Source organism: Paenibacillus sp. EKM10P, from assembly GCF_011800655.1.
Taxonomy (GTDB): Bacteria; Bacillota; Bacilli; order Paenibacillales; family Paenibacillaceae; genus Paenibacillus; species Paenibacillus polymyxa.
The window spans coordinates 805,434-825,932 of sequence record NZ_JAALET010000001.1 but is presented as its reverse complement, the minus strand read 5'-3'; the positions used below and the strand labels follow the sequence as shown (position 1 = coordinate 825,932).

Sequence of the window (20,499 nt, the reverse complement as noted above, 5' to 3'; positions counted from 1 at the left end):
CTTCACCTCATAACAGCTTCAATATACCCATCATAATCAGTAATAATGCCGGCAATACGCCGAGCGCCTTCATAAATCGAAATGCTGACAGGAAGAACCCTGCCTTCATACCAGCAATCAAAAATACACCGCTGAATAACGTAATAGCCAGCGCAGTAGACAGGGGCTGAAAACCAAGCATGGCTGCACCTAAGCCCGCTCCGAACGCATCGACCGATAATGCAATACCTAACCAAACCGCTTCGGTAGCAGATATACTGCCGGAACGGTCCATATCCGCAGCAGACGGGCTTCGAAGAATCCGAATAACAAGCCCCCATTTGCGGAACTCCAGCGAAAATAACGTTCGCTCCTCCTGCTGTAGCTCCAAAGAAGTCTCTGTCGATAGATCTCTTCCTGAGCTGGTTAGAGACTCTGTATTGGCATTCTCAGCACTTTTTTTCTCTGCAAGAGCTGATATATGCCCTGAATCTGAATCAACCTGTTCCGTAAGGTGCAGATCCCGAGGGACTTCCGCTGTTTCTTCCGTCAAATCTTCCTTGCGTTGCAGAGCCTGAATCAAAGAGTAACAGCCGATACAGATCAGAATGACAGCACCGAAAACCGTCGTATATACAGGAGACAGGACACGGGATAGTAATGCGCCGAGCTGCATGGATATGCCAATCACCAAACCTGAACATACGGAGATGATAGCAATCGACAACAATGGAATTTTCATTTTGCGCAGACCATATGTAACACCGACTCCGAAACTGTCCAAACTTAGCGCAAATGCCAGTAACAGCAGGGCTCCCCAATGATTAGCCACTCCAATTCCCTCCCATTGCGAAGGCTGGGCCTTACAGCAACCGACTCCCTTCGCAGTATTGGTACTTGGAACAATATATGAGAGGGATGGGCTTGGGGTGACTGCGCCTGTTTAGCGCAAAGGCTGGCAGACCGGGCAATGATGTGTGCCACGTCCAGCTACGACGGATTTTTCGATCAATGTACCACAGTTAATACAAGGCTTCGCGTTGCGTCCATAGATTTGCAACTGATGCTGAAAATCACCCGTTTTGCCCTGTCCGTTAACGAATGATTTGATGGACGAGCCACCAACCTGAATCGACGCGCCCAGCGTGGAGACAATAGCTTCATGCAGTACGCGAAATTGGCTATCCGTTAGGCTTTTGGCTGGCTGTGCCGGATGAATCCCTGCCTTAAATAACGATTCATCTACATAAATATTCCCGATGCCTACCACATATGACTGGTTTAACAGCGCTGCCTTGATCGAAGTCGAACGAGTTCCAACAGCGGCACGCAGCATTTCAGGTGTAAAAGCCTCGTCCATCGGTTCCAAACCGAGTTTATTCAGCGGCTTTTCCAGCAAATCCTGTCCTGCCGGAAATAAGTGCATTGTACCAAATTGGCGTACATCCTGATAACGCAGCTCTGTACCATCTTTAAAATGAAAGATGACATGGGTATGCTTTTCCACAGGATCATCTTGTGAATACAATCCATAGCGTCCTTCCATTCGAAGATGGGAGACAAGCACTAGCCCGTCCAGCAAAATCCGCAGAAACTTACCGCGTCTTTCCACCCCAATAATCCGGTGGTCAGCCAATTCCATCGCAAATGCGTGGATATCATCGGGACGTTGGATAATACGCGGCAAATTTACGGTTACATGATCTATATGTTTATCGACGATTAGCTCGTTTAGTGTTCGTTTAATGGTTTCTACTTCCGGTAATTCCGGCATGATGTCTTCACCTCACCCTATATTATAACGGAAGCAACGTTAAATTGGGACTATCTACTCATTGAAATATCTTACTTGGCCTCATACCAATTGCTGCCATAGCTTACTTCCGCTTTAAGCGGCACAGCCAGCTTTAATGCAGCTTCCATGGTAGCGGGAACAAGCTCTTTCATCGTTTCCATTTCCTCAGGCGGAACCTCGAATACAAGCTCATCATGTACTTGTAACAGCATACGGCTGCGAAGATTGCGCTCACGCAGCGCTGCGTCCATCTGCACCATCGCCAGCTTGATAATATCGGCTGCGGTACCTTGAATCGGCGTATTCATCGCTGTACGCTCGGCGAACGAACGCTGGTTGAAATTGCTGGCGTTAATCTCTGGCAAATATCGTCTGCGTTCCAACAACGTTTTTACGTATCCATCCCTCTTCGCATCCTTCACAATATCATCCATGTAACGGCGAACACCCTGGAACACGTCAAAATACTGGTCGATAAAGCGAGCCGCTTCCTTCCGCGTAATATTCAAATTTTGCGACAAACCATAGTCGCTAATCCCGTAAACAATCCCAAAGTTGACTGCCTTTGCGGAACGTCGCATATCGGAGTCTACAGCTTCTGCAGGGACACCGAACACATCGGATGCGGTCTTGGTATGGATATCCATATCGTGGACAAAAGCCTCTTTCAAACGCTCATCATCCGAAATATCAGCCAGCACCCGCAGCTCGATTTGTGAATAGTCTGCCGCCAAAATCGACCAGCCGGGCTCCGATGGCACAAATACTTTGCGAATTTTGCGTCCTTCTTCGAGACGGATCGGAATGTTTTGCAAATTCGGAAATTGACTGCTCAAGCGTCCGGTTGCTGCAACCGTCTGCCGGAAATACGTGTGCACTTTACCTGTCTTCTCCGAAATTTCTTTAAGCAATCCTTCGACATACGTCGATTGAAGTTTGGCAATGGTGCGATATTGCAAAATGTTTTGCACAATATCATGATATGGCGCAAGCTTTTCCAGCACCTCTGCATCGGTCGAGTACCCGGTTTTTGTCTTTTTAATAACGGGCAGACCCAGCTTATCAAACAAAATCTCACCCAACTGCTTAGGCGAATTAAGATTGAACTCTACCCCTGCAATGCTGTAGATCTCACCCACCAACGTTGTAATCTGGGCTTCAAATTCTTTTCCCAAAGCGCGCAGTTCCTCTACATTCACCAAAATACCCTGCTTCTCCATATCCGCCAGAATGCGGGATAACGGCATCTCAAGCTCATGGAACAGCTTGTGCATTTCCGTTTTTTCCAGCTCCACCTGCTGCACAGGTACCAACGCTTCGATCACCGCTGCCTTACGCGCCACATGATCGGATAGTACATCCACGTCAGGAACTTTATATTTAGCTCCTTTACCAAACACTTCGTCGTCTGGACGAATTGATGACAAGCCATACTTGGCTGCCAGCCCACTCAATGTCTGATTGGCGTCTGTCGGATCTAGCAAGTATCCGGCCAGCTGCACATCAAACTCAGCTCCAGCAAACTCAATTCCATGCCAGTGTAAAGCCAAGTCCGTACGATGCAGATCATGACCGCGTTTTTTGCGTTCAGGGTCGGCAAGCCACTCCCGAATAGGGGTAGCTGCATCACTTTGTAGAACTTCCAGTGTCATAAAAAACTGACGCCCTGTTGCGGCAAATATCAATCCTACAATCTCAGCATGATGCGGATTATCACCATGCGTCTCAACATGCAGCACATCTACGTTATTCAGCACTTCTACCAATTCGCTGATCCGCTGTTCATCCAGCACAGTCACGTCTGCTACGGCTTCCTCTACGCCGACTCCAGCACTGCCGACCTCGCCCGAAAAGGATAAACGCTCCAGCAGGGACTTGAACTCCAGCTTCGCCAAAGCTGGTCCAGCCGTCTCTGCCTGTAGCCCGCTGAAAACCACATCTTCCAGTTGCTTGTCCAACGTTACATCCCGATAAATGGTCGCCAAATCCTTGCTCATTCGCGCATCGTCAGCATGAGTCTCCACGCGTTCTTTCATTTTACCCTTCAGCTCATCCGTATGCGCCAGCACCTCTTCAACTGAACCATATTGATGCAGCAGCTTGAGCGCGGTTTTCTCACCCACGCCCGGAATACCAGGAATGTTATCCGACGTATCGCCCATTAGGCCCTTAAGGTCTATGATTTGCAGCGGCTTTAAGCCGTAACGTTCCTGAATCTGCTCAGGTCCATACGTTTCCACCTCGGTAACCCCTTTGCGGGTCAAGCCGACTGTGACATGGTCTGAAGCCAATTGAAGCATATCCTTGTCGCCGGTCACAACCAGCACATTAAAACCCGCTTCGTCCGCTGTTTTGGACAGGGTGCCTATAATATCGTCTGCCTCATAGCCATCCAGTTCAAATTGGGCAATGCCGAAGGCGGTCAATAGCTCTTTCAGCAGCGGAAATTGCTGGGACAGCTCCGGCGGAGTTTTCTCCCGTCCACCTTTGTAATCCTCGTACCCTTTATGGCGAAACGTAATTTTACCAGCATCAAACGCAACCAAAATATGTGTTGGTTTGTGCTCCTCCAAAAGCCGCAATAACATTGTCGTAAATCCGTACACCGCATTCGTCTGCTGTCCGCTTGAATTCGTCAACGGCGGCATAGCAAAAAACGCCCGGTATATGATACTGTTACCATCTATAAGCATGAGTTTATCCATTTCGCACCTCGCAAGTTCATCAATGCATTCGTAACGTTCTTACGTATTACGCATTCCTCTTCCTATCTTAACATACAAGACTCTTTTTCAGAAAAAAACGGCTGTTTCCTAGCCAAATTTGCCTTTTGCTCAAAGACAAATCTGGATTAGAAACAACCGCTATATACTAAAAGCCTTACTGGTTCAAATCTGGCCGCTCTCCTGTCACGAGATATACAGTGCTTTCACCGATATTCGTAGCATGGTCGCCAATGCGTTCAATGTAACGTCCTACGAGCAGTTGCAGCATGGCTTGTGAAGCCTCTGCTGGCTTTTCTACCATAAAAGCGTATAGATCGCTGATCATGTGGCTGTACAAGGAATCCACCCGATCATCCTCTTTAGCCATTTTGTAGGCCAGATCTGTATTTTCATCCAAATAGGATTTGATCGCATTGTCGATCATTTCTTTAACAATGGAAGCCATGTGTGGAATATCCACCAACGGCTTCATCGCCTGCTGTCCTTCCAAGCGAAGTGTGACCTTGGCAATATCAAGTGCCAAATCACCCATACGTTCCAAATCACTGGAAATTTTAAATGCAACAATGATCCGGCGTAAATCCTTCGCTACTGGCTGCTGGGTAATAATGAGCTTGGAGCCCATATCCAGAATATTTTCTTCCATTGTATTAAGGGATGCATCATTTTTGACTACCTGTTGGGCCATTTCTGTATTTTTGGTCTGCAAACATTCAATAGCCTGATCGAGCGCCTTCGAAACGTGTGCACCCATTTCGCGCAGTACGGCTCTCAGTTCTTCTAATCCTTCATCAAAACCTTTTCTACGTATCATTTCGAAGTCACCCCTTCTCGCATAATCATCAAATTTGGCTTTAGCCAAAACGCCCGGAAATATAATCTTCCGTACGTGAATCCTGTGGCGTGGAAAACATCGCCTCTGTATCCGCTGCCTCTACTACAACCCCATTCAAAAAGAACGCAGTTCGACCAGACACACGCGCTGCCTGATGCATGTTATGCGTCACCATGACGATGGTATACGTGTCTCTTAATTCTTGAACCAGCTCTTCAATTTTCATCGTCGAGATCGGGTCCAGCGCAGATGTAGCCTCATCCATAAGTAAAATATCTGGCTGTACAGCAAGCGCCCGGGCAATACATAGCCGTTGTTGCTGTCCGCCGGACAAGCTCAGAGCAGAACGCTTGAGAAAATTTTTAACCTCTTCCCAAAGTGCTGCCTGCCGTAGGCTTTGCTCTACCAGTTCATCTAACTTGTCCTTTTGCCGGATTCCATGCAACCGCGGACCATAGGCCACGTTATCATAAATGGATTTGGGAAACGGGTTAGGCTGTTGAAAAACCATTCCCACCTGTTTACGCAGCGTTTCTACTTCCATAGTATCGCCGTATATATCCTGCCCTGCGATGCTCACGGTCCCTTCAATACGCGTTCCCGGTATCATGTCATTCATCCGGTTTAGCGTACGCAGCAAGGTTGATTTTCCACAGCCGGATGGGCCGATGAAGGCTGTTACCGTTTTTTCAGGAATATCCAGGTTTATATGTTTCAGCGCGTGGAATTTTTCATAATACAAGTTCAGCTTATCAATCCGGATTACGGAATCATTCATGGATTTATGATCTCCTTCGTGTTGCAGTTATGGTCCTCAAGCATTGCACCTGATTTGCACAATATGAAGATTATATAAGCTGTGTGTAAATTCAGTGTGGTGGATTTGTTAACGGTATGTAAAATGATCAAGAACTCAGCATGAGCTCAAGCTCCTGTGCTATTCCAGCTGCATTCAAGGCAGCTTCTTCTGCGGAACGGGACATTTCACTATTTTTAGCCTCTATTTCATCGACTGCCTGCAATAATTTGGAAAACGTTTGGGTTCCGGCAGATATAAATTTAGAGCCTGTATGAATCTGCTGCATACTCGTATCCGTCAGTTCAGCAGTGTCACGCAGCATTTGCTCAATATGAGCGAGTAAGCCGGTAATCTGTACAGAAAAAGCTTTGGTCTGGAGTGACATATTCCGAACCTCTTGAGACACAATCTGAAAGCCACGCCCGTGTTCGCCAGCATGGGCCGCTTCAATAGACGCATTGATCGCCAGCAATCCGCTGTGATCTGCCAATGCACGAATGGATGAGGCCATGCCCGCAATATCATTCAGCGATTGGGTTAAGGCTGTCATCTGCTCATGCTGGCGCTTCATTTGTTCCGTTACTGCATGATAAGAAAGCAGAACATCCTCCAGTTCCACTTTACCACGGCGGGATAATTCACTCATTGAGCGAGTTAGCTGCACACTGTCATCCGCCTCTTTCGCTGCATCCAAAACAGTCATCCGAATACGCTGGACTCCGTCATAGCTATGTCGAATCACATCGCCCCGATCTTCGTCTGCTTCTCTTTGCATTCGCTGAACGACAGACAGGATATCACGAATTGTGAGTACACCGAGTAATCTTGTCCCTTCCTTTATCAATAAACAATCGTAAAAACGCTGATCTTCACGCATCATCGCCTGTTCTACAATTTCCGCTGCCGGACTTTTCAAATCCACAATTAATGTATTCGGATCGGCAAATAGGGAAGCCGGTTTATCATAGAACAACGCCGCAGCGAACCTGCCCGTAAAATGACGATTGTATGCATCTCTCATGATAATGCCCAATGGAAGGTCATTTTTATCCACGACGATGACACAGGGGATATCTTCCTGTGCTTTCATGAGTGCTAACAGTTCTTTGCAAGACATATCCGTGCCAATGATCGGAACCTCCCGGCATGGCACATAGGTAGTAATCGGCTTGAACGTTTCACGTTCAATCACGGCAGTGGAACTCGGCTGGGTCTTTGGTTCCGTTATCATCGTTCTGAAGTCCCCTTTTTTTACTTACTTGGAGTGACGGGAACATCATATCGGTCATTTGTTGATTTTAATGGCTAGTTTTGTCAACGAAATGTAAAATCACAAAATGGACATAAAAGTTGCTGCTACGGCCTGGAAAGAGAAAAACGCTCCTCATTTATAACAAATGAGAAGCGCTTCTTTTTTTATTTACAACCAGCTTATACCCCACTCCGCGGATCGAATCAATATGAACCGAGTCAGGATCAAGCTCCAGCTTTTTACGTAAGGAGCTGACGTGTACATCCACCGTCCGTTGACCACCGATGTAGTCAAAGCCCCACACGGCATTCATTAGATCATCTCGAGTCAGGACGACACCCGGCTTGCGGGACAAATAGAGAAGTACCTCAAATTCTTTGGGTCTTAAGCTGATGGATTGACCTCCAAGAATGACTTCATATTTTTCAGGGTAGATTTCCAGCTCGCCCAGTTGAATTTTGGAGCCATCCTTCTGTTCAGACAACACTCCCTCATCCCCTCCGGATGTTCTTCGCAGCACAGCCGTTACACGGGCCAACAGCTCAGAAACGCCAAAAGGCTTTGTGATGTAGTCATCAGCACCCGACTTCAGTCCTTGGACCACCTCAGCCTCCCCGTTTTTAGCGGTGAGAATAATGATAGGTGTCGTCAGCCCCTGATGGCGAAGTCTGCTCAGAATGTCCAGTCCATTCATTCCCGGCAGCATCAAATCCAGCAGGATCAAATCGTAGGATTCTCTGGACGCTCTTTCAAACCCAGCACTGCCATGATCCTCCGTGTCCACTTCGAAACCTTCTTGTATCAAATTGTAGGATAGCAATCTGGCAAGCGTTGGTTCATCCTCAATAACCAGCAAACGTTGTCCCATTAATAACTTCATCTCCTGTTTACCTGTTAAAGGCGCATTAGTCAAAATCCTGAAATCTTTTCCATGCTCATGCGACACCCGTTTATTTTATCACGGCATTGTTAACACAATGTAAAAAATGTTATAGTTCATTCTTCCTGTTGCAATAACGGTAATTCAACGGTAAATATCGTACCCAAACCAAGCTCGCTTTCAACCGAAAGTGTACCATGATGCAGATCAACCAGGTGCTTGACGATAGATAATCCCAACCCCGTTCCGCCCGAGTTGCGTGAGCGACCTTTGTCCACCCGATAAAAGCGCTCAAAGATACGTGGCAGGTCCTTTTTCGGTATCCCAATACCCGTATCACTGACTGTAAATACGACCTTTTCCGTGTCATGGTCTCGCTGTAGCGTTATAACCTTGATTTTTACCTTGCCGCCATCAAGTGTATAGTTAATGCCATTAGACAAAAGGTTCAGGAAAATCTGCTGAAGCTTATCTTCATCTGCCTCCATAAACAATTCATCCGGGATATCCATGTGCAGTGTAATCCTTTTCTTCGCTGCTACATTGTTCAGTTTCTCCAGCAATGATTCTATGAAAGAAGAGATATGAATTGGAGAGCAATCCAGCGGAGAGCGCTTGGACTCGATTTTGGAAAGCTCCAGAATATCGCCGATCAGTCGATTCAGTCGTTCGCTTTCGTCATATATAATTTGTAAAAAGGAACGGGCTGTTTCCTCATCTTTGACCCCGCCACCAAGCAATGTCTCGGCAAAACCCTTGACTGCGGCAATCGGTGTTTTTAGCTCATGAGAGACGTTTGCCACAAATTCGCTTCGCATATTTTCCAACCGTCGAATAGCTGTAATATCCTGCAAAAGGAACAGCATCCCCCGGTATCCCCCTTCATCCTCATACATAGGGACACCATCTAGCAAAACGAGTCGTTCTTCGGGATTGTACAAATGCACCTCACCATGTAGCCTTTCTCGGCTTTGTATACTGCCCTCAATTAGCTTTGTGAGCTCATAGTGCTTCTTCAGCTCATGATACGGCTTGTCTGTCACCCGCTTACCCGCGACACCGAGCATACGCTCAGACTCACGGTTGACAAGCGCAATGCGTTCATTAGCATCGATCATCAGAATCCCGCCTGTCATATTACTCATGACGCTTTGCAGCAGATCCTCATTGTCACGAATCGTTTTCATTTGGTTTTGGAGGCTGTCAGCCATACGATTAATGGCTTCACCCAGTTGTCCTACCTCATCCCGGCGCTGTACGCCGACCCTTGCGTCATAATCCAGTCCTGAAATACGGTTGGCTACCCCTGTAATATGTTCAATGGGCGAGGTGAGGCTGCGAGCAATACGATAGCTCATCAGTCCAGCAGCAATAAACAGCAACACAAGCCCAATCCCGATGGCCGTCCAGCCGCGCTGCATTCCCTCTTCCACCGCTTTCAGACTCATGGATAAACGGATATATCCGTCAAAGCCCTTCTCCGATACAACAGGCTCAGCGACGTATAGCATGTTTCGTTGCAAAGTTTCACTGTAGCGTATCGTCCGTCCGATTCCCTCCGACGTAGCTTGTCGTATTTCTTCACGCGATGCATGGTTTTCCATTTTGCGCGGATCGCTTAACGAATCACCCACCACCGTCCCGTCCTTACGAATGAAGGTCACTCGCGAATCGGTCAGATGGGCAATTTCCTTCGCCTTCTCAGAATAATAGGAGACGTAATCTGTGCTGGATAGGGCATCAGCATTAACAAATGGGAAGGTTGCGCGAAGCAAGTCAATCTCGCGGCCCATGTTCTCCTCTAGCACCTTCATATTCGAATTTTTGAAAATTTGTCCCATAGTGATTCCAGCAGCAAGGACAGATACGCCAATCAAAATCAGCATGATCAGGGTAAGCCTGAAACGAAACGATTTCATAGAAATTTGCCCATCCTTTTATGTAAGTTAATCTCATTCTACAGGCTACCTGCATTATGTTCCACTGTGAAAAGAAAAAAGGCCGGAGCAAAAGACTGCCCCAACCTTTTCTTTATCCTCTTATCCGTTTACAACTTCACCGCCATTGATATGAATAACCTGCCCGCTTACATAAGACGAATCGTCTGAAGCAAGGTACACATAAGCTGGCGCCAGTTCTTCCGGCTGACCCGGTCGCTTCATGGGCTGTGCTCCTCCAAATTCGCTGACCGTCTTGGCATCAAAGGTAGACGGGATTAACGGTGTCCAGATCGGCCCTGGGGCTACAGCGTTCACTCGAATACCTTGATCCGCCAAATTGAGTGATAGGGAACGAGTGAATGATGTGATTGCCCCTTTGGTGGAGGAATAATCAATGAGTGTCTTATTCCCAGCGTATGCGGTAATAGACGTTGTGTTGACGATCGCGCTCCCTTTCTTCAAATGCGGCAATGCCGCTTGTGTTAGGAAGAACATACCGAAGATATTCGTGCGGAACGTGCGCTCCAGCTGTTCCTTGGTGATATCCTCCAGCTTTTGCTGTGGATGCTGCTCGGCCGCATTGTTCACGACGATATCAAGCTTGCCCAATTCGTTCACCGTCTGTTGCACCGCTTTTTTGGCAAATTGGTCATCTCCGATATCGCCAGGAATCAACACGCATTTGCGTCCTTCCTGTTCGACCTGACGTTTGGTTTCTTCCGCATCCTTATGCTCATTCAAGTAGACGATAGCTACATCCGCACCTTCTTTGGCATACGTGACAGCTACAGCCCGCCCAATTCCACTGTCTCCACCAGTAATCAGTGCAACTTTGCCTGTTAGCTTGCCAGCCGCTTTGTAAGTTGGTTTTTCAAATTGCGGTGCAGGCGTCATTTTGGACTCAATCCCCGGTTGCTGTTCCTGGTGCTGCGGGGGCAAGGTTTGCTGAGGTTGGTTGCTTTTAGCCATTGTACATTCTCCCTTCAAAATCAGATATTTTTTAGGATGCAACATTTGCATCCGCTCTACTCCTGATTTACCACACAAACTTATCCGTTAAACGAAAAAAGAAAAATCCAGCTATGTGAGCACACAAAAAAACGACCTATGCTTATTCTGCACAGACCGTTTTTTCAACGTTAGCCGTTGTCATTATTCAATTCCAACCGCTCATAAAATGATTCATTAAATAATATGGCTGTATACCATTAAAAACGTAATTAAGATCATGAAAACGGCCAACAGCGTACTGAACATTCGCACTTTACCAGCGTATTGCGTAATTGGCTGTTGGTTGCGAACCGCTTCCAGTGACAATCGTAATGGCTTACCCATAGCACCTGCGATACCAGAAATAGCAAGAAACAACAACAACACGACCACGATCCATGCTACCGAATAAGACTTCCAAGCAAAAATCATATAGATGCCGCTAATAAGCACAAGGATTAGTGCAAATTGCGCCAAACGGTTCAATAGCTGCACAGCCGATATCGTTCCCTCCTGCGCACTTGGAGCCAATTTGTCGATTTTGCCCACGACGAAGGGAAGCAATAAATAAAAGCCCATTGCCAGTGATCCAATAATGTGAATAAAAAACATTCTTTATAACCTCCAATTCTTTGTTTTCTTACAAACTGATTTTTCCATAGAACGATCATATTCCAACGAATGACTAGCATCTTTGCAATGTTTTGGGACATGCTTTTCTATGTAACTATTAATGCATATGAACTCTATTATACCGGGGAAGTGGGTCAAAGCAAAGGAGTATGAGGGGGAAAGTTTCAACTCGGGTGGATGCTTGTCCGCAATCATTCCGTTCGCTCCGCTGGTGCCAGCAAATCCTAACTGAAACTTTCAATATTAAAAGAAAAGGAAGAAAACAATAGACTATTTAAAAATAAAAGAGGTGGCCGACAGCCATAACTATGACTTGTGGACACCTCTTTAAGTAAAAAAGTATACCGTTTTAGTAGCAAATCGTATTTATACGTTGACTATTTTAGTCACATTACGAACCGCTTCGGCAGATTGATCGAGCGCTGCTTTTTCTGCAGCTGTCAATTCCAACTCGAACACTTTTTCGATGCCGTTACCGCCAAGAAGTGTAGGCACACCGAGGAACAAGTCCTGATAGCCATACTCTCCTTCCAGGTAAGCAATGACTGGAATAATCCGTTTTTTATCTTTTACAATCGCTTCTGTCATTTGCGCAAGCGAAGCTGCCGGAGCATAATATGCGCTGCCATTACCCAATAGGTTAACGATCTCTCCGCCGCCCACTCGTGTACGTTGTACGATCGCCTTGATACGTTCCTGAGAAATCAGGTTTTCGATGGGTATACCTCCCACGCTGGAATAGCGTACGAGCGGCACCATATCATCACCGTGACCACCCATAACGAAGCCGCGCACGTCTTCAACCGAAACGTTCAGTTCCTGTGCAATAAAGGTACAATACCGGGCTGTATCCAGCACACCTGATTGACCAATAACCCGATTTTTCGGGAAATCAAGCGTTTGGTATGCAGTATAGGTCATAGCATCGACCGGATTACTCAGAATAATGACGATAGAATCGGGCGCATACTTCTTCACATTCTCACATACGGATTTTACAATTCCTGCGTTCGTATTGACCAAATCATCACGGCTCATACCCGGCTTGCGCGCGATCCCGGCTGTAATAATGACGATATCCGAGTTAGCTGCATCCTCGTAATTAGAAGTGCCCATGATCTGGGTGTCAAATCCCTGCACTGGACCAGCTTCCAAAATATCAAGCGCTTTGCCTTTAGTCGGATTCTCTAGTTGCGGAATATCGATGAGTACGATATCACCTAACTCCTTTTGAGCCAGCAGCAATGCGGTAGTGGCACCGGTAAAACCGGCGCCAACTATGGATATTTTTTTGCGTTGAATGGTCAAGTAGTATTCCCCTTCCTTACAGGTTACTAATAATGGTATCCGCAAACTCGGAGCATTTCACCTGTGTAGCACCATCCATCAGACGGGCAAAGTCATAAGTTACAATCTTCTTATTAATGGACGTCTCCAGCCCTTTGTAAATCAGGTCAGCTGCTTCTTTCCAACCCAAGTGTTCAAGCAGCATGACGCCGGACAGAATTACGGAACCTGGGTTCACTACGTCTTTGTCAGCATATTTGGGAGCTGTACCATGTGTAGCTTCAAAGATAGCATGCCCGGTTACATAGTTAATGTTTGCACCTGGCGCAATACCAATTCCACCAACTTGAGCAGCCAAAGCATCGGACAGATAGTCCCCGTTCAGGTTCAGCGTAGCAATGACATCAAATTCAGAAGGACGAGTCAGCACCTGCTGAAGTGCAATATCAGCAATCGCATCCTTGATAATGATTTTGCCTGCATCTTCAGCTGCTTTTTGAGCTGCATTTGCCGCATCCTCACCTTCTTTTTCCTTGATGACATCATATTGGGCCCATGTAAATACTTTATCTGCAAATTCTTGCTCGGCTACTTCATAGCCCCAGTTCTTGAAGGCACCTTCGGTAAATTTCATAATGTTACCTTTGTGTACGAGCGTTACACTCTTGCGTCCGTGGTCAACAGCATACTGAATAGCTGCCCGTACCAGACGCTTTGACCCCTCGGAAGACACTGGCTTGATCCCAATTCCTGAAGTTTCAGGGAAACGGATTTTATTCACGCCCAGCTCTTGCTGAAGGAACTGAATCACCTTTTTCACGTCTTCGGACCCTTCGGCATATTCGATCCCTGCGTAGATATCTTCTGTGTTCTCACGGAAAATGACCATGTCCACCAACTCAGGACGTTTTACTGGAGACGGGACACCGTTAAAGTAACGAACAGGACGCAGGCAAACGTATAAATCCAGTTCTTGGCGCAATGCCACATTCAATGAACGGATACCACCGCCAATAGGTGTCGTAAGTGGACCTTTAATGGCTACAATATACTCACGGATGGCTTCCAACGTATCGTTAGGGAGCCACTCGCCGTATGTATTGAAAGCTTTCTCACCAGCGAATACTTCATACCAGGCAATCTTTTTCGTGCCGTTATATGCCTTTTCTACAGCTGCGTCCAGTACGCGCTTGGAAGCTTTCCAGATGTCGCGACCTGTGCCGTCACCTTCGATAAACGGAATGACCGGATGGTTTGGAACCTGCAGTTGACCGTTATCAATCGTAATTTTTTCGCCTTCAGTTGGGAGCTCAAACTTTTCAAATTTCGCCATAAGTTCCTTTTCCTCCTCAGATATGAATGGGTACAGGACGAAAGACATGATCTTTATCATAGACAAAAAATTACATCTCTCGCCGACCCTTCTATTGTACCTTATTTTTTAAATTCAGGGTATACAACCTCAATCTTCCTCCAAAGGTTAGCGCAACTCTGGTGACACATATTTTTGATCCATTGGGCCTGTGTATTCGGCACGAGGACGAATCAAACGGTTATTTTCATACTGCTCTAAAATATGTGCAGTCCACCCCGATACACGGCTCATAGCAAAGATAGGAGTAAACAAATCCCTCTTAATACCCAGCTGGGTATATACGGAAGCAGAATAAAAATCCACATTCGGTTTCAAGCCTTTTTGCCCTGTTACAATACTTTCAATTCGAACTGACATATCAAACAACGTAGTGTCGCCATTCATTTCTCCCAGTTCGCGGGACATTTTGTGCAAATGCTTGGCACGCGGATCACCGTTTTTATAGACACGATGTCCGAAGCCCATAATTTTTTCGCGGTTATCCAGTTTGGCCTGAATATAGGAGTCCACCTGATCCAGACCGCCAATCTCCTCCAACGTTTTGGCAACAGCCTCATTGGCTCCACCATGCAACGGTCCTTTTAAGGCCCCGATGGCAGACGTGATCCCGGAATAAATATCTGATAAAGTGGCTACCGTTACACGCGCAGCAAAGGTCGAAGCATTCAATTCATGATCGGCATGCAGAACGAGAGCCTGATTGAACGCTTTAATAGCCGTCTCCTCCGGATCCCTGCCAGTCAGCTGATACAAAAAGTTTTCAGCAATAGAAACACCTTTTTTAGGCGCAATTGGTTCCAAGCCTTCGCGTATACGTGCTATGGCTGCCACAATTGTGGGCAATTGCGCCTGAAGCTTGACGGTTTTAGTCACATTGGACTCTCTTGACATATCATCCGCCTCTGGGTCATACAAAGCAAGAGACGATACAGCTGACCTCAAGGCAGCCATCGTGCTCAATTCTTTCGGGTATAACTTTAATTGAGTAATAATTTCATCCGGAATAGCAGCATAGTCGCTTAACTGGCTGCGAAGCTCTTGCAATTGTTCTTGGTCAGGTAATTTTCCAAACCACAACAAATAAGCTACCTCTTCAAAATCGGCGTTAACAGCCAAATCATCAATGTTATAACCCCGGTACGTGAGAACGCCATCTACGATAGAGCTTATGGAGGAAGTGGTCGCTACGATCCCTTCCAGACCTTTGGTCGCCGTCATCGTTACATCTCTCCTTTGTAAAAACATTGTGAACGGACTTGCAATGTAAACATTTTCAAAAGTAAGATATGTCTTTTAAATAGCTGAGTAATGTTAACGCCATATGTCAATATTTAAACCTTCTTTCACTATACTGGATTTTGTCGTTTATGTGAACATTGAGGGCTATTCCAACACATTCAAATGTTTTATCGCTTCTATAAAGAAATTTTCGAAACCCCTTACAAAAAATATGAGCTCATTTGCACTTTTTTACATAGGTCTTGTCTTACCCTCTCCCCGCATAAGTATAGTAGAGCACTGATTTTAAGGTGAAAGGAGTCGTGAGCGCTTGAGCCGGTTAATCCTGAATCGCATATTACGTGCTCTATGGGTCGTAATCGTGATTGTAGCTCTGTTGCTGGGCATATATGTGCTGTTCCCTCTCGTTTATCCTTTCCTATTCGCCTGGCTTGTGGCCTATGCTATGAACCCACTGGTCGTTTTTTTGCGTAACAAGGCTCGTATGCCGCGTTGGGCAGCTGTCACGGTCTCATTATTTGTATATTTAGGCGGAATCGCAATCATCCTGTCTGCTGCAATCACCCGCATGGTTCGAGAAGTGATTAAGCTGGCCATGACTTTTGACGGGCATATCGAGCGTTTTAAAAGCCTGTTTATTGATTGGACTCAAAGCGATTTGATCCAAAATATAATTATTGAAATCAACCATTTTATTCGGGATAATCCCGATTACCAACACACCATCAACAGCAATATTGATAAAACGACTCAAACCGTCAGTTCGGCTGTTACTACGCTAGTTGGTCAATTTTTTAATGGGGTTTTGAATTTGCTAACCTCTCTGCCTAATATGGGAGCTGTGCTTATGGTTATTGTATTATCGGCCTTTTTTATTAGTAAGGATTGGGATCGACATTATCGGATACTTTCGAATACGGTTCCAGATACGTTCCGCAAACCATTGTCAGATATTTGGCACGATCTGCGTAAAGCATTGTACGGCTATTTGCGTGCACAGTTTATTATCATTTCCATTACGGCATTAACGGTTATCATTGGGCTGTTCATCTTACGTGTAGAATCGGCCTTTACCATCGGTTTGATGATCGGGCTGGTGGATTTGTTACCTTATTTAGGGGTTGGCATTGTGATGATTCCGTGGATACTGTATGCGTATATGTCAGGGAATTTAGCACTAGGGGTTGGATTGTCGATCCTATATGCCATCCTGTTGATTGGACGGCAGATCGTGGAGCCTAAGGTGCTGGCCAGCAGCGTGGGATTGAACCCGCTTCCCACCCTCATCGGTATGTTCATCGGGCTCAAGCTGTTTGGCGTTTTAGGACTCATTATCGGACCTGTATCACTCATCGTCCTTGATGCACTAAATCGCGCAAATGTCATTCAGGACTTGCGCAACTATATTCTTGCTGGAAGAGTCCGTTAGTCATGGATAGGGGATAACGGCAGCTCAGTCAAAAGCGCCGAAATGTAATACTGCCGTTTTTCATTTTTTTCTCCAGCCACTTTAATAAAAAACGTCGGTACAATACTCGTGTTAAAGGAAATACCAACGTAAAACCAATAATATCCGTTATAAATCCAGGGATGAGCAGCAAGCTCCCACCGAAAAACACACATAATCCATCTAGCATTTTACGGCCGGGCATTTGGCCCCGATTCATTTCATTTTTGGCATCCGCAATCACCTTTCGGCCTTCAAATTGCATCATGGCAGCGCCAATCAAGGTCGTCAGAATAATGAGCAGAATAGTTTTCCCCGCTCCAATCCAGTGACTTACCCATATAAACCCGTACAGCTCCGCCAAAGGAATGAGCAGCAGCAACAGCCACAGACGTTTACGCATCATCATGACTTCTGTCCCTCCCCGCCTGCAAAAGCAGACCTTAACGCAGTGTACAACTCAGGTAGTGCCTGATCAAGCCGAACGGGCTTCCAGTCGGTATTCAGCCACACATGTCGTGTCGTTCCTGTGACCAGCAGTTCTCCCGGCAGCGTGTCAGCCTCTGTCCATACCTTTCCCACATTCTTTTGGTGCTCCTCCTCCGTTACCCGTCGAACCTCATAAGTATAGTTCAAACGTAGTCTGGAGAAGTCCGTAATAGCGGTATAAATAGTAACTAAATCATCATATCGAGCAGGACTCGCATATTTCGCATTGATTTCAATAACTGGCAGCAAAACTCCCCGATCTTCCATACTCCCGTAGTTAAAGCCTGCCTGCCGGATCATTTCCGTACGCCCGATCTCAAACCAGTTTAAATAATTCGCATGATACACGACCCCCATCTGGTCGCTTTCCTGATAACGGACACGTAGAGGTGCGCCATACCATCGTAGTTGCGTTTGTTTCTCCTCTTGAGTCATACAAGCTCTCCTATCTTTGTGCATCTTTATCTCTATTTTGCTCTCTCTCCATTAAACCATATTTACCGCCTGGGAACAAAAAGAGGGCCGAACCATACGGCCCCCCCTCTCAAAGCATTTACAATGATGGCTTTATTATTGTGGCAACGGCTTGGACAGTTTATAATATCCACTTTCCGAAGCCAGTTTCAGTAAGCTTTTCGCCTGACTTCCCGCCCAGGCGTAACCGAGTCGTCTTTCTTCACTAATTTTCATGATGTCCGTATACTTTTTGCCATCTCGGTCTGAGAAGAAATACTTATTGTCCTCCACATTGTAGAAACGATACCACATCACGCTTGATGCATCCTTTTGGAAAAACTCCGGACCTTGACGGTTGTATTTCATACCGTCGATCCGATTCGTGTCAAACCATTTCAAGGCACTCTGAGCAGCCTTTTTCACCTCAGCCGTCTGCGGTTGAGACATCAAGAAGGCCGTAATGCCTACCGATTCCGTAGTTGTTTTGGAAGCAAGCTCGAATGCTCGCGCAGGTACAGATTCATAAGTAACCGGATCATGCTGTGCTCCCCAGATTGTCGGTGTGCCATTGTTTACAATTTGAGCTTTAATTGTGTACTGTACGCCTTTATTCAGAGCCTGCTGAAGTCTGGAGCGATATGTATTGTCAAGAATATCGCTATCAAACGGCTGCCTTTTGTTTACAATGTCATCTGCCAGTACCATCACTCTAACCATTGCATCATCGTTGTAGGTTGCGGCATCAGAATAATTACCACGTTTAGGATATACCTGCGGCCAAGCACCGGAGGAATATTGAGAGGTTAATACAAAATCAATTGCTTTTTGTACACTGTTCTTAATGTCTTTGTTTTTGGTTTTTTTGTATACATCCGCTAAAAAGCGGATCTCGGTTGTCGTGGCCTCGTTATCAAACGTTCCGAGTTCAACACCATCCTTGCTCTTCCATGTAGAGCGAGCTGCCTTGCCATCCCATTTGGATTTATAATTTTTTTCCATCGCTTTGAAGAATCCGCCATGCGGCAATTGCCACGATACAATATTCAAGGCAAGCGTAGTGTCCTTGGATGTATTCCCTGTAGAAAATTTACTAAAATCACGATACTTGTCCAGCAAACTACTCACATTCACACTAGCCAATGGAACAACAGCATTTTTGTAAACGTTTGCATCATTGTACACGGCCTGGGTAACACTCGCACCTGCATCAGTCAAATTCTGCTCAGCTGCTGCCCATGAAGGGCTGACAAGTCCAGTTGTTAGGGTAATAGCCATTCCAGAAAAAGCAATCCATTTGACAGATTTTTTAACGTTAAACCTCATTGCAAACCTCTCCTTTAATTGGATTGTGGTATTACAAGAACTATTAAACACATGTATTATATGAAAATATAACCAAATAATCAATATATTTTATTATATACAAATGTAAGAGTTTACTAAACTAACATAAAAAAACATCTTACCAATACTAGATTAGTAAGATGTTTTTTTATGTTTCATATATATAACAAGTCGCCAAACTGCACGGCTTATCCAAAGCGACCCATGATGTATTCTTGAGTCAACTCGTTTTCAGGATTGGTGAAAATATCATTTGTTTTCCCATGTTCAACCAAACTTCCGACATAAAAATAAGCCGTATAATCGGAAATCCGTGCAGCCTGCTGCATATTGTGCGTCACAATAACGATGCGCAGTTCTTTTTTCAATTCGGTAATAAGCTCTTCCACCTTGCCTGTAGACACAGGGTCCAGCGCGGAAGCTGGCTCGTCAAGCAACAGAATTTTCGGTTGGACAGAAAGTGCACGTGCAATACAAAGCCGCTGCTGTTGCCCGCCAGACAGAGCAAGAGCGGAATCGTGAAGACGATCCTTGACCTCATCCCATAATGCCGCCTTACGCAGGCTGCTTTCGACGATTTCATCAAGCTGCTTCTTTTTACGCACTCCCCGGTATTTAGGACCGAAGGCAATGTTATTATAAATCGATTTGTAAAAAGGGTTAGGCCGCTGCCACACCATGCCAATTTGCTGACGCAGCTTGATCACGTCCGTCTCTGGCGCCGTCAAATCCTGTCCGTCCATCCAAATATGTCCCGTTGTCGATGAAGACGCAATCTCATCATTCATTCGGTTAAGGGAACGCAAAAAAGTCGATTTACCACAGCCGGAAGGCCCAATCAGGGCGGTCACGGTCTGCTCTGGAAAGGCTAAGTTTACTTTTTTCACGGCCTCAAAACTTCCGTAATAAATACTCAAATCCTCAGTACTGAACGGATGTGGCGCTTGCCCCGCAAGTTGTTCTGAACGCGTAGACTGAACGGATGTTGCTGGTGTGGCGGTTTTTGCCGTTCGTGTAATCACATGTTCCATTG

The 20,499-nt window shown here is 45.9% G+C and carries 18 protein-coding genes; 1 reads left to right on the top strand and 17 read right to left on the bottom strand.

The window, feature by feature from the left end:
- Window positions 1-7: 7 nt before the first annotated feature.
- From HFE01_RS03755 to citZ, 13 genes are all read right to left on the bottom strand, one after another.
- Window positions 8-811, bottom strand: a complete 804-nt coding sequence (locus tag HFE01_RS03755; protein ID WP_016819639.1) for an MntP/YtaF family protein — start codon at window positions 809-811, stop codon at window positions 8-10.
- 111 nt (window positions 812-922) lie between these two features.
- The gene (mutM, locus tag HFE01_RS03750; RefSeq protein ID WP_016819638.1) at window positions 923-1,753 is read right to left on the bottom strand and encodes a DNA-formamidopyrimidine glycosylase; all 831 of its coding nucleotides are present in this window, start codon (window positions 1,751-1,753) and stop codon (window positions 923-925) included.
- Window positions 1,754-1,824: 71 nt separating this feature from the next.
- A complete protein-coding gene (polA, locus tag HFE01_RS03745) occupies window positions 1,825-4,479 on the bottom strand; it encodes a DNA polymerase I (RefSeq protein WP_107734366.1) in 2,655 nt (884 codons plus the stop codon).
- Between the two features lie 175 nt (window positions 4,480-4,654).
- Window positions 4,655-5,314 (bottom strand): phosphate signaling complex protein PhoU, encoded by a 660-nt coding sequence (gene phoU / locus HFE01_RS03740; RefSeq protein WP_016819636.1) that lies wholly within the window; start codon window positions 5,312-5,314, stop codon window positions 4,655-4,657.
- Between the two features lie 40 nt (window positions 5,315-5,354).
- Window positions 5,355-6,113, bottom strand: a complete 759-nt coding sequence (gene pstB / locus HFE01_RS03735; RefSeq protein WP_016819635.1) for a phosphate ABC transporter ATP-binding protein PstB — start codon at window positions 6,111-6,113, stop codon at window positions 5,355-5,357.
- 127 nt (window positions 6,114-6,240) lie between these two features.
- Window positions 6,241-7,365 carry a methyl-accepting chemotaxis protein gene (locus HFE01_RS03730; protein ID WP_107734367.1) on the bottom strand — a complete coding sequence of 375 codons (1,125 nt, stop codon included), beginning with the start codon at window positions 7,363-7,365 and terminating at the stop codon, window positions 6,241-6,243.
- 157 nt (window positions 7,366-7,522) lie between these two features.
- The gene (locus tag HFE01_RS03725) at window positions 7,523-8,254 is read right to left on the bottom strand and encodes a response regulator transcription factor (protein WP_013370356.1); all 732 of its coding nucleotides are present in this window, start codon (window positions 8,252-8,254) and stop codon (window positions 7,523-7,525) included.
- A 128-nt stretch (window positions 8,255-8,382) separates the two neighbouring features.
- The gene (pnpS, locus tag HFE01_RS03720; RefSeq protein WP_107734368.1) at window positions 8,383-10,185 is read right to left on the bottom strand and encodes a two-component system histidine kinase PnpS; all 1,803 of its coding nucleotides are present in this window, start codon (window positions 10,183-10,185) and stop codon (window positions 8,383-8,385) included.
- A 120-nt stretch (window positions 10,186-10,305) separates the two neighbouring features.
- Window positions 10,306-11,175 (bottom strand): SDR family oxidoreductase, encoded by an 870-nt coding sequence (locus tag HFE01_RS03715; RefSeq protein WP_025364514.1) that lies wholly within the window; start codon window positions 11,173-11,175, stop codon window positions 10,306-10,308.
- Window positions 11,176-11,391: 216 nt separating this feature from the next.
- A complete protein-coding gene (locus tag HFE01_RS03710) occupies window positions 11,392-11,808 on the bottom strand; it encodes a hypothetical protein (protein WP_017425909.1) in 417 nt (138 codons plus the stop codon).
- Window positions 11,809-12,195: 387 nt separating this feature from the next.
- A complete protein-coding gene (mdh, locus tag HFE01_RS03705) occupies window positions 12,196-13,137 on the bottom strand; it encodes a malate dehydrogenase (RefSeq protein WP_167438180.1) in 942 nt (313 codons plus the stop codon).
- Between the two features lie 16 nt (window positions 13,138-13,153).
- A complete protein-coding gene (gene icd, locus HFE01_RS03700) occupies window positions 13,154-14,449 on the bottom strand; it encodes an NADP-dependent isocitrate dehydrogenase (RefSeq protein WP_016819629.1) in 1,296 nt (431 codons plus the stop codon).
- Window positions 14,450-14,596: 147 nt separating this feature from the next.
- Window positions 14,597-15,709, bottom strand: coding sequence for a citrate synthase (gene citZ / locus HFE01_RS03695; RefSeq protein ID WP_013370349.1), 1,113 nt, complete (start codon window positions 15,707-15,709; stop codon window positions 14,597-14,599).
- A gap of 331 nt (window positions 15,710-16,040) precedes the next feature.
- Between citZ and ytvI the strand changes: the two genes are divergently transcribed.
- Complete coding sequence (gene ytvI, locus HFE01_RS03690; RefSeq protein ID WP_090735925.1) at window positions 16,041-17,159, top strand: sporulation integral membrane protein YtvI; 1,119 nt, start codon at window positions 16,041-16,043, stop codon at window positions 17,157-17,159.
- A gap of 28 nt (window positions 17,160-17,187) precedes the next feature.
- Here the strand turns inward: ytvI and HFE01_RS03685 are convergent, their stop codons facing one another.
- From HFE01_RS03685 to pstB (HFE01_RS03670), 4 genes are all read right to left on the bottom strand, one after another.
- Entirely contained in the window at window positions 17,188-17,586 is a 399-nt protein-coding gene (locus tag HFE01_RS03685) for an FxsA family protein (RefSeq protein WP_013370347.1), read from the bottom strand.
- On the bottom strand, window positions 17,583-18,101 hold the full coding sequence (locus HFE01_RS03680) for an acyl-CoA thioesterase (protein ID WP_167438181.1): 519 nt from the start codon (window positions 18,099-18,101) through the stop codon (window positions 17,583-17,585). Before HFE01_RS03680 ends, HFE01_RS03685 begins: the two co-directional genes overlap by 4 nt.
- Before the next feature lie 135 nt (window positions 18,102-18,236).
- The gene (gene pelA, locus HFE01_RS03675; RefSeq protein WP_058829339.1) at window positions 18,237-19,445 is read right to left on the bottom strand and encodes a pectate lyase; all 1,209 of its coding nucleotides are present in this window, start codon (window positions 19,443-19,445) and stop codon (window positions 18,237-18,239) included.
- Window positions 19,446-19,654: 209 nt separating this feature from the next.
- Window positions 19,655-20,497, bottom strand: coding sequence for a phosphate ABC transporter ATP-binding protein PstB (pstB, locus tag HFE01_RS03670; protein ID WP_016819624.1), 843 nt, complete (start codon window positions 20,495-20,497; stop codon window positions 19,655-19,657).
- Window positions 20,498-20,499: the final 2 nt, after the last annotated feature.

Coding starts and splice junctions, on each gene's coding strand:
- mutM (WP_016819638.1), bottom strand. CDS start 1,753: ATGCCGGAATTACCGGAAGTAGAAACCATTAAACGAACACTAAACGAG.
- polA (WP_107734366.1), bottom strand. CDS start 4,479: ATGGATAAACTCATGCTTATAGATGGTAACAGTATCATATACCGGGCG.
- phoU (WP_016819636.1), bottom strand. CDS start 5,314: ATGATACGTAGAAAAGGTTTTGATGAAGGATTAGAAGAACTGAGAGCC.
- pstB (WP_016819635.1), bottom strand. CDS start 6,113: ATGAATGATTCCGTAATCCGGATTGATAAGCTGAACTTGTATTATGAA.
- HFE01_RS03730 (WP_107734367.1), bottom strand. CDS start 7,365: ATGATAACGGAACCAAAGACCCAGCCGAGTTCCACTGCCGTGATTGAA.
- HFE01_RS03725 (WP_013370356.1), bottom strand. CDS start 8,254: ATGGGACAACGTTTGCTGGTTATTGAGGATGAACCAACGCTTGCCAGA.
- pnpS (WP_107734368.1), bottom strand. CDS start 10,185: ATGAAATCGTTTCGTTTCAGGCTTACCCTGATCATGCTGATTTTGATT.
- HFE01_RS03715 (WP_025364514.1), bottom strand. CDS start 11,175: ATGGCTAAAAGCAACCAACCTCAGCAAACCTTGCCCCCGCAGCACCAG.
- HFE01_RS03710 (WP_017425909.1), bottom strand. CDS start 11,808: ATGTTTTTTATTCACATTATTGGATCACTGGCAATGGGCTTTTATTTA.
- icd (WP_016819629.1), bottom strand. CDS start 14,449: ATGGCGAAATTTGAAAAGTTTGAGCTCCCAACTGAAGGCGAAAAAATT.
- citZ (WP_013370349.1), bottom strand. CDS start 15,709: ATGACGGCGACCAAAGGTCTGGAAGGGATCGTAGCGACCACTTCCTCC.
- HFE01_RS03685 (WP_013370347.1), bottom strand. CDS start 17,586: ATGATGATGCGTAAACGTCTGTGGCTGTTGCTGCTGCTCATTCCTTTG.
- HFE01_RS03680 (WP_167438181.1), bottom strand. CDS start 18,101: ATGACTCAAGAGGAGAAACAAACGCAACTACGATGGTATGGCGCACCT.
- pelA (WP_058829339.1), bottom strand. CDS start 19,445: ATGAGGTTTAACGTTAAAAAATCTGTCAAATGGATTGCTTTTTCTGGA.
- pstB (WP_016819624.1), bottom strand. CDS start 20,497: ATGGAACATGTGATTACACGAACGGCAAAAACCGCCACACCAGCAACA.